Genomic DNA, 19737 nt, shown 5'->3' on the forward strand with positions numbered 1-19737 from the left:
TAACTACTCAGTGAACTATTGCGGATAATAGGTATATTTGCTTGGCTTATAAGGTGCTAAGCTATAATTTGGCTGTAAAAAAGTGACCAAATCTATAAGTTCTGTCACTGTCATAACATCATTAAATATCTTCATTTTTGATCTTCCTTCTCCGGTTGTTTTCATGGCCGAATAAGGATACGACGATTTATGAGAAGGATTGATTACTGAAGTGAGCAACTCTGCGTAAGTAACTACTTGTGTTTTATCACCGCCAAGAGCAATTGAAATACTCTGATGTTTTTCAATATTATTATCCTCAATACCTTTAAGAGAATGACACGCTAAACATTGGTACTTTAAAAAAACCATTTTTCCTGAGTCAATATTGCCTTTGGGTAAGCTAAACCCTCTCGTGGAATCAACTCCCCTATCACAACTGAATAGTGTTAATGACATAACGATGAGTAAAGTAAACATAATATATTTCATTATTATTCCTCGATTGTCTTTTTCGGCTAGTATAATTAACTAAGCTAATTAGCCGTTATCGCTGCAGCTGTGGGGAAACTGGATTGTTAGAATGTAAGGGTTTTTGCTTGGCATGCTGGCGCTGTGTCTGCTGAGTTCACACGTTATATAAAACCAGTATATTCCGCACAAATTATTTACCTATCCCACTATAGGCTTAACTTTAAGTTTAGTAGAGCGGAGAAAATAACTCTAATCAAGGTGAGGAAATATTGATCAAGATCAATAACAGGCGGTGATTAGATTAACTGGTACTTTATTAAGACTCACGATGCAAAGTTAGGTCCTAATAACTGCCCAATAAAAGCATGAAGGATACTTTTATTTATTGCCTCAAGCGTACTGAAAAAATCGAGCGGCTATATAGGCGCTGTGGCTTTATCGACTAAATAAAGCATGGATTGATAGTCTATACCGGCATGATGCGATAATCCTATTTCACACGTTCGGCTATTGCTATAACCAACCGAACAATCCTTGGGCACTTGTTCTTTTAAGGTTGCCAAGGCATTTTCATTTAACTCTGGCGTAGTAAAGCCTTTATCTCCGGCAAAGCCACAACACTGAATATGCTCAGGAATAATGACATTGTTACTGCACAACTTAGCAAGTTGCTGCATTTTATCGGTTAAGCCCATTCGCCTGCTGCTACAAGTGACATGCAACATGATGGTGTCGTTTAATGGGGTAAACGTTAAGTGTTCAGCCAAGACCTCAATTACAAAACCTACTGGTTCATAAAGCGATAAACCTTCTGTCGCTGCTATATCTTCAAGTAACATTGATTTACACGGGCTAGTATCAATTAAAATAGGATATTGAACGTTTTCACTCAGCTTCGTTAGCATTGTTAATAGTGAACTGCTTTTATGCTCAGTTTTTTTAACATGCTTTTATTATTAAAGTAGGAATCAGTTGGCCATGCATAGGTGTTCTCCAAATATTTGTACAAGATAGTTTACAAAATATTCACTTGTTTTTTACTAAGTTATATTAAAATAAATCCTCTCTAAACAAGCAGTAACGTACTGAATAGCTGGATATAATTACAATAATGTAATGAAAGTGTAAAGAACACTGACAGTTGTATGATTAAAAAGTATCTCATAGTATGAATTCAAGCATCTGTAACCAAGTAGAAAATTTGGGCAGATGAAATGAATCTACAATTAAAAATTACAATAAAAATAATGAGGATTTCAAGATGTTCAAATACAAATCACTCCCACTAGCGATTGCGCTAGCTGGTCTATCTTGTAGCGCTATTGCTGAGAATCACCAAGCTGAAAACCACAATGGTGCATTCGACTTGGCAGTAGCTAACGAGTTCAAATTAATCGAAATGTTACGTAACTCTGGAAAAATATCGAAAGATGCCTCATTGAATGACGCAGAAATAGCACTTAGAGGTTATTTAAAAACACGCCAAGAAGCTGAACGTAAAAAAGTAAAACCTACTGATTTAAACATCGCTTCAAAACTAAGTGCGAATAAATCTAAATCGTTAACTCATTCAATGCAAAATGGCAAAGGTAATAAACTCGGCCAAGCAAAGAAAAACGCCCCCGCTAATATGGTGTTAGAAAATTATGCTGGCGCTAAGCGTACAGCGAAGATATTGGCCATTTTAATGGAGTTCCCAGATTTTCCACACAATTCAATACAACCTGGCGAATCAGGCATGTATTACGAAAATTATACGCCAGAGCATTATGCCGAAATATTATTTGGTGAAAGTGGTTGGACTGCGCCAAATGGTCATGTAGCCAATTCAATGAAAATGTATTATGAAGCACAATCTGGCGATAGTTACTCTGTTGAAGGTGCTGTTACTAATTGGTACATGGCATCAAAACCAGCAGCTTTCTACGGTAATAATGATGATGGCGATGCTCGTGCGTTAATAAGAGAAGCATTAGCCGCAGCAGCAGCCGACCCATCTGTTGATTTAAGTGAATTTGATATTGAAGACAGATTTGACCTTGACGGTGACGGTAATTACTGGGAGCCAGATGGACTGGTTGATCATGTCATGGTGTTTCATTCAAGTGTTGGTGAAGAAGCTGGTGGTGGTCAATTAGGTGAAGACGCCATTTGGGCACACCGTTGGAACTTAGGTGCGCCTTTTGCTATTCCTGGTACAACACCTGCTGTTGATCCTTTAGAACTTGGCGCAATGGGTGCTTACGATTATACAATTCAACCAGCTGACAGTGCCGTTGGTGTTGTTAGTCATGAGTATGCTCATGACCTGGGTTTACCAGATGAATACGATACAGAATATACCGGCCGTGGAGAGCCAGTTTCAAGCTGGTCTATTATGTCTAGTGGCAGCTGGGCTGGTCTTTTAGGTGGTACTGAACCAACAGGCTTTAGTGCATGGGCTAAACAAGAGTTGCAAGCAAGCTTAGGTGGCAATTGGATGCACGGAGCGACTATTCACATTGATGATTTAACCAGTGACGGTGTTACTGCTTTAATTGACCAAGCAGTGAGCAAAGGCGCTAATAACGACGCAATTCGTATTGATTTACCCGCTAAAGAAACAGTAATAGCGCCACCTACTAGTGGTGAATATGCTTATTTCAGTGGTTCTGGTAATGATTTATTCAATAGAATGGCAGGTGCTGTAGATTTGACAACAGCGACGTCAGCAACGGCTAAGTTTAAAGCCTGGTATGACATCGAAGCAGATTGGGATTATGCCTATGTATATGGTTACTCAAATGGCGTTTTCATTGGCATGTTACCAACAAGCGTATCAACCAACGACGACCCTAATGGAACAAGCAGAGGTAATGGCATTACCGGTAATTCTGGCGGTTGGGTTGATGTTGAAATCGATTTAACCCCGTATGCTGGAACGTCTGTTGAACTTTACTTCTTGTATGAAACTGATGGTTATGTAGCAAATCCAGGTCTGTACGTAGACGATGTTACGGTTGAAACAGATAACGGAATTGTCGCTATGGCTAATGCTGATGACACCGAAACATTCTTTGCTTACTTCGGTGGCTTTACTCTTGATACCGGTACTAGTTATAGCAATCATTATTACTTAGCAGAGTGGCGTACTCATCAAGGTATTGATAAAGGCTTGAGTCATATTAATGTTGCCGGCGAGAATATGGAATTCTCTGAAGGTTTGTTACTTTGGTATGTTGATGACAAATACACAAACAACCATGTAGGTGTTCATCCTGGAAACGGTTTCCTAGGTGTAGTTGATGCAGACCGTCATACCAATACTTGGGACGACAACAGTGCAGCATCTACTCGTTATCAAATCCATGATGCTACCTTTGGTCTCGACAAAACATCAAAGCTTCATTTAGATTTGAAAGCAAGCTACGGTATCTCGTTACGTGATAACTTTACTAAACGTAACCCTATGTTTGATGATAGTTCATCTTTCGTGAGCGACGACATCCCTGATGCAGGTCGTGCAGTACCGAACTACGGTTTGAAAATTCGTGTTTCTTCACAAAGTAAAGATAAGTCAGTTGGACAAATCTTAATTTATAAATAAATATAAAGTATATTAATTTATATTAAAAGCCGCTTTTATAGCGGCTTTTTTATTGGCTTTTTTATTGGCTTTTCATTGGCTTTTTATTGGTCATTCAAAATACCGTTACTTGAATCCGACCGCTATTTTGACTGAACATTTCTATCCGTAATATCTGCTTTCAGAATTTATATCTCTTTAGCCGTCGTCGCTTTATCCACTAAATAAAGAATGGATTGATAGTCTATACCAGCATGATGTGATAAACCTATTTCGCAGGTTCTGCTATTGCTATAACCAACCGAACAATCCTTGGGCACTTGTTCTTTTAAGGTTGCCAAGGCATTTTCATTTAACTCTGGCGTAGTAAAGCCTTTATCTCCGGCAAAGCCACAACACTGAATATGCTCAGGAATAACGACATTGCTACTGCATAACTTAGCAAGTTGCTGCATTTTATCGGTTAAGCCCATTCGCCTGCTGCTACAAGTGACATGCAACATGATGGTGTCGTTTAATGGGGTAAACGTTAAGTGTTCAGCCAAGACCTCAGTTACAAAACCTACTGGTTCATATAGGGATAAATTTTCCGTCGCTGCTATATCTTCAAGTAACATTGATTTACACGGGCTAGTATCAATTAAAATAGGATATTGACCGTTTTCACTCAACTCTGTAAGCATTGTTAACAGTGATTTTCTTTTCTGTTTAGCTTCATCAAACATACCTTTACTATTAAATGGCATGCCGCAACACTCACCACTAAAGTCAGGGCTAATAATGTCAAAGCCGGCCTTTTCTAACACAGCATAAGTCACTTCGGTTAATGAACGTTGCTCGGCTGCATCAAGAGCTTGCCCCATACTTCTGCTGGCACAACTGGGTATATAAACTACTTTTGGCTTGTTGTTCTTGTCGCTTGAAACAGCTTTAGGTTGATAGCTCGCTTTACTTGGCAGGTATTTGCTCCATAGTGGAATATTGTTTCCAGACAGCTTACGCACAGTGCCTGTTAATCCACCCATGGTTTTATTACCAATCAGCCGTTGACTAAAACCAGCAATAGCTAAAGAAACGCGTGTCATTTTTTCTATACTGGCAAAGTTATTAGCCAGCTTGTGTGATAGCCCATGGTATTTAGCATTGTTAATGTGGCGTAGCTCTCGAATAAGATCACCCGTATTAATCCCAACAGGGCAACGGTCTGCACATAAACCTGTTGCGGCACAGGTATCAATGCCTAAGTAATTGAAGTCTTTTTCAAGTTCACTTAATAATTGAGGATTATCACCCGAGGCTGTTAAACGACTAATTTCACGATACGTAGTAATACGTTGTCTTGGTGTCAGGCTTAAACCTTTTGAAGGACATACCGGCTCACAAAAGCCACATTCAATGCACTTATCAACAATGTTATGTGCTGCAGGGAGATTTTTTAAATTTTTGATGTGCGCTAATGGATCGTCGTTAATGATAACGCCGGGGTTGAGTAAGTTACTTGGATCAAATAAGGCTTTGATTTTCTTCATTAAGGCAAAACCTTGTTTACCCCATTCTAATTCAATAAATGGCGCCATATTTCGGCCCGTGCCATGTTCAGCTTTGAGTGAGCCTTGGTAATCTACCGCAACAAGTTGGCAAACATCATCCATAAAAGCCTGATATCGGTCTACTTCTGTTTGGGTTGAAAAGTCCTGAGTGAAAACGAAATGCAGATTACCATCAAGGGCATGTCCAAAAATAATGGCTTCATCATAATGATACTTTTCAAAAAGTGCTTGTAATTTAGCAACCGCATCTGCCAATTGTTCAACAGGAAAAGCAACATCTTCAATGATAACGGTAGTGCCTGTTTCTCGGACAGCACCAACGGCAGGAAAGGTACCTTTTCGAATAGCCCATAGTTGTGAGTACTCACTTGCAACATCGGTGAATTTAATCACATTGGTTTGCTCAAAAGTGCTTAACAAGGCTTCTAATGCTGCTATTTGTTCAGTTAATAAATTTTGATTGGCTGCGCGCGTTTCAATCAGTAATGCACCAACGTTTTTATCGAGTGATTTAATAAATTCAGGTAGGCCCGGCATATTACTAACAGAAGCTAACGAACGTCTATCCATCAATTCAACCGCCGATACATTAGCCTCAGCTAAAGCGCTTACCGCTGAGCAGGTTGTTTGCATATCAGCAAAGAATACTATCGATGAAGCACGGTATTTATGTTCAACCACAGTGTTATAAGTAATGGACGAAATGAAACCTAAGGTGCCTTCTGAGCCAATCATTAAATGGGCAAGAATATCGATAGGATCTTCAAAATCAATGATGGCGTTAATGGCATAACCGGTGGTATTTTTTAATCGATATTTATGTTTGATTAGCTCACTTAATTTTTCATCACTGCGGGTTTGGATGGCGAGTATTTTCAATCTTTCCAGCAGTTGCACGTGACTTTTTTCAAAAGCAGATATGCTAGCTGCATCAGCGGTGTCAAGTACACTACCATCATGTAAAACTAGTCGAATATTATCAAGTGTGTGGTAACTGTTTTGCGCGACACCACAGCACATACCACTGGCATTATTAGCGGCGATACCCGCTACCTTACAGGTATTAATGGAAGCGGGATCTGGGCCTATTTTACGGCCATAAGGTAATAAGTATCTATTTGCATCCGCGCCTATTACCCCAGGACCCAGTTTAATTTTTAGACCAAGATCTAATATCTCATGGTCACGCCAATTATTGGTCAGCATAATTAAAATAGAGTCAGACTGCGCTTGTCCTGAAAGACTGGTACCTGCGGCTCTAAATGTTACCGGTAATTTTTTTTGTGCCGCTGCCTTAATAACCCTAACGACTTCAGCTTCGTTATCTAAAATGAGTACTAATTGCGGTATTAAGCGATAGAAACTGGCATCAACGCCATAAGCTAAACGCCGAGTATAATCGCTAATAATGCGTTTTTCGGGAATAAACTCGGCAACTTCTTTAGCAAAAACTTGATAATGCTCAGATAACATAATATCTCTCAAATTAACTATTCAATAATAAAACAATCAGCGCTTTTGGGCCATGAGCACCATAAGCTAACGTTTGTTGAATATCCGCTGTTTTCGATGGACCTGAAATTAACACCACGTTAGTGGGTAATTTATCATGCCATTGTTCTGCTTCAATCAAACGAGCAAAGTCTGCATGTAACTTATTAGCATCAACAATAACAAAGTGCACTGACGGTACTAGCGATAAGCTTCTTGGCTCATTCTCATCAGGCCATAAAACAATAGTGCCTGTCGCAGCAATGGAGCAGCGTGAGCTTGATAAAGCCGCAGGACATTCATTAAAGAGTAATTCTTTATTATTATCAATCGAAAAATCATAAGGTTGTAGCTCTATATTGCTATCTAATCCATTAATAACTTCACGGTGAACATCGTTTCCGCCATAACATTTTTCACCACAAAGTAATGTCGTGATATTTAGCGCCGCAAGTTCCGCGCTAATGACCTCAGCTATATTCTCTTTCGTTGTTTGGATCACTTGTGCATGATTTTTCTCAAGTTCAGCAATAAACTGAGCAAGGTTTTCTTCATGACTGAACTCAGGGTAGATATAAGGAATTTCTTCAGGCAATTTATCATAATCCGCGCCGCTGACCTCCGCTTTCAATTTAGCAAGAATATTGCCACGAGCGTTGCTACTGATTGCATTGATGTCTGCTGATTTATTTGTCATAGGTTATCCTCGGCCGTGATCTGATTGCTTTTCTTGTTTGGACTTAAGCCGCTCATGTAAGGTTTTTGCTGCCGGTTTAGGCGCCGTTCTAACACTTGTCCAGCCACCCAATTTTTTCGGCATTAAAAAACGAAAGCGTGTTAATCCCCACATGGATAAGGCATACAGTGTTGATGATTTATGCACTTGCGACCAGACTTTCCAGATTAATGCTTCAACATGACTGCGACCTGCTCCCTGCCCTTGCATCACTTGAGGTTTATCACTTTTAGGTTTGACACTTTCTTCGCGCAAACGTAATAATATTTTAGGAATTGGGATTTTAACGGGACAGACTTCACCACACGCACCACATAAGGTAGATGCCGTTGGTAAATTACTGGTCGCATCAAGCCCTAACATGTGTGGCGAAATAATTTTACCAATAGGACCAGGATAAACGGTACCGTAAGCATGACCACCTATACGGGTGTAAACGGGACAATGGTTCATACAGGCACCACAACGAATACACTGCAAAGTTTGCCTTAATTCTTCATCGGCAAAGGCTTGGCTACGACCATTATCGAGTAACACCAAGTGCACTTCTTTCGGGCCGTCTTTTTCACCCTCTTTTCGCGGTGAATTGATCATATTAAAGTAGGTTGAAATAGCCTGACCAGTAGCACTACGTGTTAACAAACTTAACAAGGGTGGCACGTCTGATAAATGCTCCACTACTTTTTCTATGCCGGTTATCGCAATATGTAAATCCGGTATGGTGGTACACATACGGCCATTACCTTCGTTTTCAACTAAGCAAAGTGTACCGGTTTCAGCAACAGCAAAATTAACACCTGAAATGCCCACATCAGCCTGACAAAATTTGTCTCTAAGTATTGTTCTACCTTGTTGTATAAGGGTATCAACATCGGTACTGTACTCAAAACCTTCAATATTATCGGCAAATAATTGTGCCACTTGTTGTTTATTTTGATGGATCGCCGGCATGATAATATGGGACGGATGTTGCTTGGCCAATTGCACTATGTATTCGCCCATATCTGACTCAAGACATTCTACATTGCGCTCTTCAAGGTAGTCATTCAGTGCCGTTTCTTCTGACACCATCGATTTACCTTTAACGACGGTTTTACCCTTTTTTTGGGCAATCAGCTGGGCAATAATCTCATTGGCTTCGGTGATCGTTTCAGCCCAATGCACCTTAATGCCATTACTTTCAAGTTTGTCTTCTAATTGCTCAAGTAAATGCGGTAATTTTGCTAAACAACGTTGCTTAATTAATTTGCACTGTTCACGTAATACTTCAAGCTCATCTGCTGATGAAAAAGCGTCTTTACGCTTAGCCATCAAATAATCCATCGCCCCTCTAAAGTTTGATCTTAGCTCTTCATTGCCAAGGTCTCGGGTAACGTTGTCTCGAAAAGCTTTAGCTGATGCGGCATATTTACTTTCTGCTTCGTTAAACTGTTTCATAGCACTGCCTTAGCCGTTTTACCTTTTATGCGGTTAAGTAAATAACTAGCGATATGTTCACCGCGTAAGGACTCATTTTGATAATCGAGCGCGCCATTTATATTCATCATGCAGCCATGGTCAGCGCTGACATATCTAACAACATCACTTGCGACAAGGTTCTTACTTTTATCAGCGACCATAGCGGCAGAGATATCAGCATGTTTGACCGCAAAGGTACCACCAAAACCACAACATTCACTTTCATAGTCATGTAGCACTAATTCAACGTTCGCTAGTTGAGAAATTAATTTATTTCCGGTGATGTGAACACCCATCTCCCTTCTAGCCGCACAAGACGTATGTAAGGCAACACGCTCTTTTGGGCCTTGATCGATTGGTTTTAAACGCAACACATTTACTAAGAATTCGGTAAACTCGAAAACTCGCTGACAAAAATTTGTTATTTCTGCATTATTACCGACTGAATCCCCTACTGAATCACCGAGTAAATCAAGGTAATGATGACGCATCATGCCGCCACAAGATCCCGAAATAACAACAATAGGAATATCCAAAGGGAATTGTTTTACTTGGGCTAAAGCAACCGCTTTGGCTTCCTCTTTATAACCTGAATTATAAGCGGGTTGACCACAACAGCTCTGCCCTTGCGGATAGATAACTTCAATACCTTCGCGCTCCAATAACAGAATAGCATCCATGCCCGAATCAGGAAAAAAGCTATCGACGATACAGGTGCCAAATAAATAAACCTGCGTCGGTTTTTTAGGATAATTACGAAGATGCTGAGTGTTAACTTGTTGCATAGTTTGCTCTCTATTTTTAAATGTCTTTTAAACTTTGATTACTATTTACTTGGCCCTTTACTAGGCTAAGTTACTTAATGCGTTACTTAGCCTTTTATTTAGTTATAAAAGGGGATCGCTGATGTTAAATACGTTGATAGCAATTAAGCCAAGTACACCAACGGCCAGTACATAATAAATAGTGGGTAATATGGTTTTGCGCAATGTTCTGCCTTCTTGCCCTAATAAGCCCACGGTAGCGGAAGCGGCTACGACATTATGAATGGCAATCATATTACCCGCAGCAGCGCCTATCGCTTGTAAAGCCACTAACAAAGCACCTGAAACAGACAAGGCATTAGCTACTTCAAATTGAAACTGGCTTAACATCATATTACTAACAGTATTTGAACCTGCAATAAAGGCACCCAATGCACCAACACTTGGGGCAAATAATGGATATAGATCACCAAAGGTTTGCGCAACAAAACTTGCCATAGCAACAGGCATGGCTGCTAGATCAGCACCATTGACACCCGAATTAATTAAAATACGCACCATAGGAATGGTAAATACCAGCACAAAACCTGCACCTACTAAGGTAGTAGTTGACTGTTTAGCCGCATCAACAACTTGTTTAAATTTCATCTGATGTAAAAATAACGTCACGAGACAAACAAAAAACAAAATACCACCGGGTAGGTAAAAAGGCTGAACACTGGCGCTAATACCGACTTCACCCAAAATATTATTAAAGCCAAAGGAAATACTCTTTAACAACGCTTTAAACTCAGTTGAAACACGGCTAAGCACTAAAATTATTGCGACAAGTAAATACGGTAACCAGGCTCGCGTTAATGACATCGACTTTTTAGCTTCGTTATTATCTTGTTTGAATGATATTTTGCCTAACCAGTGCGCAGGCCACTGTTCTTTCGGTGCGAAATCCCACGATTTTTTGGGCATCAAAAAACCACGTTTTGCTAAGGGCACTACAATCGCCATACCGACTAACGCGCCAATGAGTGAAGGGAATTCAGCGCCAAGAAAAACGCCGGTTAGTGCGTAAGGGATAGTAAATGCTAAACCGGCAAACAGTGCGAAAGGCGTAATTTCAAAACCTTCTTTCCAACTTCTATTTTGACCAAAAAATCGCGTCAACATCACCACCATGAAAAGCGGCATTAACGTACCAACAATGGCATGACCAATGGCAACTTCAGAAGTAATTAACTGTAAAAATTGTTCCCAACTACTACCATTTGCAATTAACTGCTCCGTTAAATTACTTTTATCTAAGCCACTGCTGACACCTATAATAATGGGCGTACCTACCGCGCCAAATGACACCGGTGTTGACTGAATCATCATACCAATCATTACGGCCGATATGGCAGGGAAACCAATAGCCACTAATAAAGGCGCAGCAATGGCTGCAGGAGTACCAAAACCTGATGCTCCCTCAATAAAACAACCAAAAAGCCAAGCAATGATAATCGCCTGTACTCTACGGTCTGGACTGATATTAGTGAAACCGGCCCTTATCCGTAAAATGGCGCCTGAATGCTGCAAGGTATTAAGCAACATGATTGCACCAAAGATAATCCACAAAACGGCCATGGTGATCATTAACCCTTGAATTGAACTAGCAATGATTCGATTAAAACTCATTTCCCAGGCAAAAAAGGCTATTGCTGCTGTGACAGTATAAACAACAGGCATAGCCTTTTTTGCTGGCCAATGAAGACCTATAAGTAATATTGCCGACAGGGCAATAGGCATAAACGCGAGTAAAGCTTGTAGTGTAATTGACATATTTCTCTCTCCCCTACTTTTAGCAGGTGTTTTGTTACATTTTTATACAATCTAACCCTAACGACATTGTTTATATATAGCGCTATAATGAATTCATTATTAACTAAAAGAACATAATAGATGCCTAATGCTAGCGAATTAGCCTTATTTTCATTAATTGTTGAAGCAAAGTCTTTTAACAAAGCGGCCAAGTTGGCGGACATATCGCCTGCAGCACTTAGTAAGAAAATTTCAAAACTTGAGAAAACCTTAGGCATACAGTTACTGTATAGAACGACAAGGCGATTAAGTTTAACGGAAGCGGGAGAAGTGCTTTACAGCCACACTAAAGAAATTAATAACCAAGTAAATGATGCCGTGAGTGCGGTAAGTAGTTTTAGTGAAGGCTTAACCGGCACTATTAAAATGACGGTACCAACTATTTCAGGTGAACTTATCCTCGCGCAAGCGGTTGCGGAGTTTTGCCAACGGCACCCTAAATTACGTGTTGAAATGCGTTTAGAAAATGAGTTTGTCGACTTGATTAAAGAAGGGCAAGATTTAGCCATTAGAACCGGCGTGTTAAGTGACTCGAGTTTAATAGCAAAGCCTCTGCTGCAGTCTAACTGGATAGTGTGTTGTGCGCCCAGTTATATTGAAAAACATGGCACGCCACACACACCGCAAGAACTTTCCAGACATAACTGCATGGCCTACACCTATCAAGATAAAGGCGCCTATGATTGGTATTTTAGTCAGGCAGACGAAGAATATTATGTAAAAATATCAGGAAATTTTGCCACCAATAATTCACAAGCATTACGTAAAGCCGCATTGGCGGGATACGGCATAGTTTATATACCGCGCTGTAGTGTTTATGAAGATATGCAACAGGGTGACTTAGTACAATTATTACCTGCATTTCATGGCCGACAATTGGGGATTTATGCGGTGTATCCTTACACCAAACATCAATCGCAAAAAGTACGCTTGCTGATTGAACATATCAAAGATTGCTATCAACATAAGGCAGAGTATTTCTAATACTTTGCCATTACTTTAGGGTGCGTTAAGTGTGCAAGCGATTGACAGACTAATACGGAAATCGGCATCACTCTCAATGCTACAACTAACCCCATCAATGAACTATTAAATGTTAAAAAATCATCTTGTAGCTGGTGTACTTAACGCTACAATATTGTACATTCATCTAAATATTAAAATTTATTTTTGCAGCGTTCTCCCTGTTAAATTTTATTGCCAAAGCCCTAGACACTTAGTTAAGGCATTGTTAAACATGGTTAATTATTGACCGTGCCCGTGATTTAGCCTTTGATTTCATTAACTTTTTAATTTGATGTTTAGCCGTAATTAGACTTTACTTACTTATACAACATTTACCTTATAAAAGTATCTGGTTGATAATGAAATACATTCAAAATTTAAATTTAAAAGTGAAATTCACCTTATTATTTATCTTAATTGGACTCCTGCCTGCAATCATTATTGCAACGATATCTACGTCTAACAGTTCAAGTGACGTAACTATCAAGGTTTACAACCAATTAACGGCAATAAATCAGATTAAAAAACAGGCGATTATTACATATTTTGAAGAACGTCAGGGAGACATGGGTGTTTTAGTTAATATTGCTGATACATTAAAGACACGATCCTTCGAACAACTGACGGGCGTTAATACCTTAAAAAAATCACAAGTTCTCGATTACATCAATCACAATAATAACCAATTGAGAATTCTCGCTGCTGCCCCCTCACTACATAAATCATTATTTGGACTAAATACAAATTTCTCCAATAAAACAAAATGGCAGCAAGCATTAAGTGAAAATGATAAGTCATATAAATCACTACTCACCTATTTTGGTTGGTACGATTTTTTCATCTTAAATAATAAAGGTGACATCATATATTCAGTGACTCGTGAAAGTGATTTAGGCAAAAACGTCGTTAATGACCTTGGGAATACTTCTTTTAATCAAGCCTTTTCACGGGCAAAATCATCATCGTCTGATGATGTTAATTTTGCTGATTTCCTGCCATATCCTCCAAGTAATAACGAACCTGCGTCATTTTCAGTAAAAGCAGTTACCGTAAATAATAAACGCATTGGATATATTGCCTACCAACAACCCCTTGAAAAAATCAATTCCATTTTAGGTGATAGAACAGGACTTGGTACTTCAGGAGAGTCTTACCTGGTCGGGAGTGATAATAGAATGCGCTCCGATTCTTTTTTGGATCCAACAAAGTATTCGGTAAAAGCTTCTTTTGCCGATGATAACAAGGTAAACACCACCGCAACTAAAAGCGCTCTGCAAGGTAATAAAGGCACGGCAATAATTCAAGACTACAACAATAACGCGGTTGTCAGTAGTTGGGATTATATTCAGGTAGGAGACAATGTGAAGTGGGCGATTATTTCAGAAATCGATGTCACTGAAGCATTAAATCCTGTGACCTCGGATGGAAAAGAGTTTTATCGAACCTATATTGAAAAATATGGCTATTATGACTTATTTCTTATTAATCCTGATGGACATATATTCTACACTGTTACCAAAGAGGCCGACTTTAATACCAATATACTCAATGGTGCTTATGCAAGTTCAAATTTGGGTAGCTTAGTTCAACAAATCAGCCAAAGTAATAGTTACGGTTTTGTTGATTTCTCACCTTATGCTCCGAGTAATGATGATCCAGCAGCATTTATTGCTCAACCACTATTAAACAATAAAAATCAGCCTTCCATGTATATTGCCTTGCAACTTCCTCTTGAAGGTATACAGAGAATTATGGGTATTCGCGAAGGAATGGGCGAGACAGGTGAAAGCTACCTTGTTGGTGAAGATTTAAAAATGCGCAGTAATTCATTTCTCGACCCAGCAGGACATACGGTAAAGGCTAGTTTTGCTGGCTCTGTTGCCACAAATGGCGTTGATACAGAAGCTGCCAGACGCGCCTTAGCCAAAGAAAAAAATACAGACATTATCATCGATTATAACGGTAACCCTGTATTATCCTCTTTTGACTATATTGATTTTGGTCACTTCAAATGGGCGGTATTATCTGAAATGGATGAACCCGAAGCTTTTGCTTCTATCCATAACAACACTAAATTTATGATTATATTAATGTTAATTTTGGCCGCTTTCGTTGCCTTTATCGGCTTTTTTGTGGCAAAAAGAACGGCTACGCCAATTATTGAAATAGCAAATGTCGCTCAAGCAGTGGCGAATGGCGAACTTAATATAGAAGTAAAACAAACCTCTAATGATGAAGTGGGTGTATTGCAGTTGGCAATTCAGCAAATGATTTTAAACCTCAATAAGATGGTACAAAATATTTCAGGCGTTGCGCTACAACAAGCATCAACATCGGAAGAGCTCGCTGCAATCACCACACAAACAAGTGCTACAGTAACGGAGCAACAATCGATATCAGAACAATTAGCAACAGCAATGCAAGAGATGGGAGCGACCATTGGTGAAGTAGCGCAGAATACAACTAACACTGCAGCTGCAGTAGATGAAATTCAATTAATGGTTGTTGATGGTTCTCAAAAACTGGAGGGCACTTATAATTCCATTGTCGCTATGTCAGCTCAAATTCAAGAATCAGAGCAAAGTGTACAGAAAGTTAGATCAGATTTTGAACAAGTCGTTACTGTCTTAAATGTCATTAAGAGTATCGCCGATCAAACTAACTTATTGGCGTTAAACGCTGCGATAGAAGCAGCTAGAGCAGGAGAGCAAGGAAGAGGTTTTGCTGTGGTAGCTGATGAAGTACGCCAACTGGCAAAGCGTACCCAAGAAGCGACAACAGAAATTGATGGCATGATTTCAAATATTACTCTCGGCGCTAATTCATCAGTGGAGATAATGGCGAACAGTGTGACACAGGCTAGCGAAGTTCAAGCGAATGCCAAAGAAGCCACTGAGTTAAATCAAGTTATTGCGGGTAAAATGCAAAACATCAATGATTTAAGTATACAAATAGCCAGCGCCGCAGAAGAGCAAGCAGTGGTCGTTGAAGAAATTCTAAAGAGTGTTGAAACACTCAATTCTGGTGTAACCGAAACGAGTCAAGCGACCGATAATATCGCCGAATCTAGCGTCGAACTAGCCAGATTGGCCAGTGAATTAGAAAGTGAAATGTCATTTTTTAAAGTGTAGTTAACGGACTAATCAGGCCATACTTAGTCGCTATTGTTTATGAGTACCATTGTGTGGATGCCGACAATACAATGGTACTGTGTCATTGAAATTTTTAAGGTTCAATGTCAGCTTTTAATTCCTAAGAGTTAAGTACGAAATAGTTCAACGGACTTGTTAAAGCTAACAGCGAGTTCAGTCATTTTTAATGAAGTATCTCGACTTTCCATACTGCCTTGGCAAACCGCATCACCGACTGCTTTAAAATCTTCTACCCACGATCGCATATCAACCACTTGATTATGTGAATGCTCAGCCTGATTTGCAACGTCAGTACTTACACTGCTTAAATTCAATATGCTTGATTGAATAACTGACAATGACTCAACCGTTGCTTGTGACAAAGAAACCGCTTGGTCAGCCTGCTTTTGATTATTTTCCATCGAGGTGACTATTTGAGAAATGGCACTAACAATGCCTGCCAACATAGTATTAATTTCAATCGTTGACTGATGAGTACGCGTGGCAAGCGTTCTAACTTCATCAGCAACAACAGCAAAACCTCGACCAGACTCACCCGCTCTTGCCGCTTCTATTGCTGCATTTAGGGCTAATAAATTGGTTTGATCGGCAATACTCGCAATAGTACTGACAACAGTTGAGACTTGATCACCCGATTTTCGTAACTCAATTAGCATGCCCGATGATGCTTCAATATCATTCGCTAAGGCAGAAATACTTGTCGACGTTTTAGCGACTTGTTGTGCACCATTTTCAACAGCTTGTGCGCCTTCTTTCGCTTGCTCTGACGCATTATGTGACTGTTCAAAACCCTGTTCTATTTGGGCCTCTAAAGTCATCATACTTGATAATAACTGCTCTATTTTCTCATTCAACAGATTAACTTGTACGTCTGCATTTTCAGACGTTGAACCAAGCACATCAACCAGCTCATTGATATTATTTGCGATATTTCTGACATCGGTAATACCGCTATTAAACGCTCTAAGTAGGCGATTAACACTTTGTGCAGCAAGACCAATTTCATCATTAGAAAGCGTTGGCACCACTCTCGTTAAATCATAACTTTTCGCTACATGATCTAATTCTTCAGCAAGCGCCCGAATAGGTAAGGCAATTTTTTTATGAGAAAGGGTGTAAGCAACGCCAGCTACAGTCACTATGCTCGCAAGTAGTGCGAGAACCAGTAGTTGAATATCAGCAATTTCGGTATGGATTGCTGTTGAGCTATTGCTCGCATCTAGGCTGACATCATTACTTATTTGGGTTAACTTATTTGAGACATTTCTTGAGTATGTATCGACGTCAGCTAATATCTCACGCGCACCATCCCAATCAACCTCATCAGCAGTCATAACCCCATGAAGACGAGTCATCACGCTAACTAGAACCTTAATTTCTGCAACGATTGTTTGATGTTCTTGGTGCGATGCTAAAACACCATTGGCGACAAGTAATTCATCAAAATGTTGTTTGTTCTTACTCATCACACGGGTAAATTCATTCGCTTCAATCATAGTGCCATATAATCCGTAGGCCGCTATTTGTATTGCATCTAACGATTGTTTCACTTGTTGTAAATCATTTAACTCAGGCAAAGTTTCTCCAATGAACTGGCTAGTCCGCTGTTTTACCTCGCTCGCCGCACCAAATAAAGTCACTGAAGCCGCAATAGCGACAATTAACACTAGTAAGTAACCTAGTAAGACTTTTTTACTAATTGAAGCCATTCACTTCTCCCGAGCTTAATACGTTGAATGAAAGTACACTTAAATACTTATACACTAAAAAGAAATCAAGTATAGGATAGTGCCCATAAAAATCTATTTTTCTCAGATATTTACAGAGCTTCTATCGTCAACCTAAGTCGCTTAAATACCCCAAATAAATAGTTTATCAATAACATGAGGTGTACCTCCGAAATACTTTAAGCGGTAAAAAAAACTTTTGCAGCACAAGCCGACCAAGAGAGTTAACACAATAAGATCCGGTCAACCCAAGCCTAAAAAAAGAACAAGGTTTCTCTAGCCATCTCACTGATAAAGCGTTAATTTAGGCGACTGGTACAATCAGTAAGCTTATCTACAAGGGCTAAATAATGAAAAATACATTGGATAAATTTGATTATATTATTGTTGGCGCCGGCTCTGCTGGTTGTGTCGTTGCAGCGCGCTTATCTGAAGATCCCAATGTATCAGTGTGCCTTTTAGAAGCTGGAGGGCCTGATAAAAGTGTTTTTATTCATGCGCCGATTGGTTTAGCCGCCATGTTGCCAACTAAACTGAATAACTGGGCCTTTGAAACAATCCCACAGGCAGGTTTGAATGGTCGAAAAGGTTATCAACCAAGAGGAAAAACCTTAGGTGGCAGTTCATCCACTAATGCGATGTTATATGTTCGAGGCAATAAGTGGGATTACGACAACTGGGCTGCGCTTGGTAATGAAGGTTGGAGCTATGAAGACATACTACCTTACTTTAAAAAATCAGAAGCAAATGAAGTATTTAACGATAAATATCATAATGTAGATGGTCCATTAGGCGTTTCTAGTGCAAGTCATGCCAGTGACCTCAATCAGATGTTCATTGATTCATGTGTACAACAGGGTATTAAACATACCGATGATTGCAATGGCGCTGAGCAAGAGGGCGTTTTCTTATATCAGCGAACCATAAAAAATGGTGAACGTTGTAGTGCCGCCAAGGCGTATTTAACGCCTAATAAAGCACGAAAAAACTTAACCATTATTACCCACGCATTAACTGAAAAAGTACTTTTTGAAGATAAAACGGCTGTGGGTGTGCGCTACAAAAAAAATAATAAGACGATTGAAATCCTCTGTAATAAAGAGGTTATCCTCAGCAGCGGCGCATTTGGTTCGCCACAAATTTTAATGTTGTCAGGTGTTGGCGCCAAGCAACATTTAAAAGATAAAGGCATCACCAGTGTTCATGATTTACCTGGCGTTGGTCAAAACTTACAAGACCATATTGATTATGTGCAAACCTTTAAAGTGGATAGTCGCCACGATACTTTTGGTTTCTCCGTTAGAGGCAGCTTTAGAGTACTTAAATGGATATCCGAATGGAGAAAGACTCGAACGGGAAAAGTCACCAGTTCTTTAGCTGAATCTGGGGCTTTTTTTAGCACCGAAAGCGACTTAGTAGCGCCTGATGCGCAGCTGATATTTGTCCCTGCTATTGCTGATAACCATGCAAGAACGGTTAATTTTGGCCATGGTTACAGTTGCCATATTACCTTGTTACGCCCTGATAGTGTTGGTGAAGTAAAACTTAACAGTAGTAATCCTGAAGATTCCCTCGCGATAGATCCTAATTTCTTTCATCAAGATAAAGACATGGAAATAATCAAACGCGCCGCAAAAAAGATGCAAGATATTCTTGAGGGAAAGCCCTTTTCTTCCATTCGAAAGAAGATGCTTTATTTTGTTGAAAATGGTAATGACGAGCAACTTGAGAAAGATATTCGCAACCGTGCAGATACCCAGTACCACCCTTGTGGTACTTGTAAAATGGGACCAGTAGCCGATGAAATGGCTGTGGTAGATTCTCAACTAAGAGTACACGGCATGCAAAATTTAAGAGTGGTAGATGCGTCAATAATGCCTAAAATCATCACTGGCAATACCAATGCACCAACCATTATGATTGGTGAAAAAGCTGCGGATATGATTTTAGCAAATTAATATTTATGACTAACCAATTTAGAG

The 19737-nt window shown here is 39.6% G+C and carries 12 protein-coding genes; 4 read left to right on the forward strand and 8 right to left on the reverse strand.

The annotated features are described in order from the left end of the window. Nucleotides 1-15: 15 nt before the first annotated feature. Nucleotides 16-471: a cytochrome C gene (locus CXF71_RS02480; RefSeq protein WP_101231418.1), complete on the reverse strand. Its 456-nt coding sequence runs from the start codon at nt 469-471 to the stop codon at nt 16-18. A 398-nt stretch (nt 472-869) separates the two neighbouring features. Next, nucleotides 870-1358 (reverse strand): (Fe-S)-binding protein, encoded by a 489-nt coding sequence (locus CXF71_RS02485; RefSeq protein ID WP_198559819.1) that lies wholly within the window; start codon nt 1356-1358, stop codon nt 870-872. 356 nt (nt 1359-1714) lie between these two features. On the opposite strand from CXF71_RS02485, the gene CXF71_RS02490 reads away from it, so the two are divergent. Next, a complete protein-coding gene (locus CXF71_RS02490) occupies nt 1715-4039 on the forward strand; it encodes an immune inhibitor A domain-containing protein (RefSeq protein ID WP_101231419.1) in 2325 nt (774 codons plus the stop codon). Nucleotides 4040-4206: 167 nt separating this feature from the next. On the opposite strand, the gene CXF71_RS02495 is transcribed toward CXF71_RS02490, so the two are convergent. The 5 genes from CXF71_RS02495 to CXF71_RS02515 all read right to left on the reverse strand — a co-directional run bounded on the left by CXF71_RS02495 (nt 4207) and on the right by CXF71_RS02515 (nt 11832). Then, the gene (locus CXF71_RS02495; RefSeq protein ID WP_101231420.1) at nt 4207-7041 is read right to left on the reverse strand and encodes an FAD-binding and (Fe-S)-binding domain-containing protein; all 2835 of its coding nucleotides are present in this window, start codon (nt 7039-7041) and stop codon (nt 4207-4209) included. A gap of 13 nt (nt 7042-7054) precedes the next feature. Next, nucleotides 7055-7756 carry a LutC/YkgG family protein gene (locus CXF71_RS02500; protein ID WP_101231421.1) on the reverse strand — a complete coding sequence of 234 codons (702 nt, stop codon included), beginning with the start codon at nt 7754-7756 and terminating at the stop codon, nt 7055-7057. Between the two features lie 3 nt (nt 7757-7759). Then, nucleotides 7760-9232, reverse strand: coding sequence for a LutB/LldF family L-lactate oxidation iron-sulfur protein (locus tag CXF71_RS02505; protein WP_101231422.1), 1473 nt, complete (start codon nt 9230-9232; stop codon nt 7760-7762). Next, nucleotides 9229-10038, reverse strand: a complete 810-nt coding sequence (locus tag CXF71_RS02510; protein WP_101231423.1) for a (Fe-S)-binding protein — start codon at nt 10036-10038, stop codon at nt 9229-9231. Before CXF71_RS02510 ends, CXF71_RS02505 begins: the two co-directional genes overlap by 4 nt. 102 nt (nt 10039-10140) lie before the next feature. After that, nucleotides 10141-11832, reverse strand: a complete 1692-nt coding sequence (locus tag CXF71_RS02515; RefSeq protein WP_101231424.1) for an L-lactate permease — start codon at nt 11830-11832, stop codon at nt 10141-10143. 120 nt (nt 11833-11952) lie between these two features. Here CXF71_RS02515 and CXF71_RS02520 point away from each other — a divergent pair, with 120 nt between their 5' ends. Both CXF71_RS02520 and CXF71_RS02525 read left to right on the forward strand, forming a co-directional pair. Next, on the forward strand, nt 11953-12855 hold the full coding sequence (locus CXF71_RS02520; protein WP_101231425.1) for a LysR family transcriptional regulator: 903 nt from the start codon (nt 11953-11955) through the stop codon (nt 12853-12855). 380 nt (nt 12856-13235) lie between these two features. Then, a complete protein-coding gene (locus tag CXF71_RS02525) occupies nt 13236-16007 on the forward strand; it encodes a methyl-accepting chemotaxis protein (protein WP_101231426.1) in 2772 nt (923 codons plus the stop codon). 128 nt (nt 16008-16135) lie between these two features. Here the strand turns inward: CXF71_RS02525 and CXF71_RS02530 are convergent, their stop codons facing one another. Next, the gene (locus CXF71_RS02530; RefSeq protein WP_101231427.1) at nt 16136-17737 is read right to left on the reverse strand and encodes a methyl-accepting chemotaxis protein; all 1602 of its coding nucleotides are present in this window, start codon (nt 17735-17737) and stop codon (nt 16136-16138) included. Nucleotides 17738-18105: 368 nt separating this feature from the next. Between CXF71_RS02530 and CXF71_RS02535 the strand changes: the two genes are divergently transcribed. Continuing rightward, a complete protein-coding gene (locus CXF71_RS02535; RefSeq protein WP_101231428.1) occupies nt 18106-19713 on the forward strand; it encodes a GMC family oxidoreductase in 1608 nt (535 codons plus the stop codon). The last annotated feature ends 24 nt before the right edge of the window (nt 19714-19737 follow it).

The organism is Colwellia sp. 12G3 (assembly GCF_002836775.1).
Lineage (GTDB): Bacteria > Pseudomonadota > Gammaproteobacteria > Enterobacterales > Alteromonadaceae > Colwellia.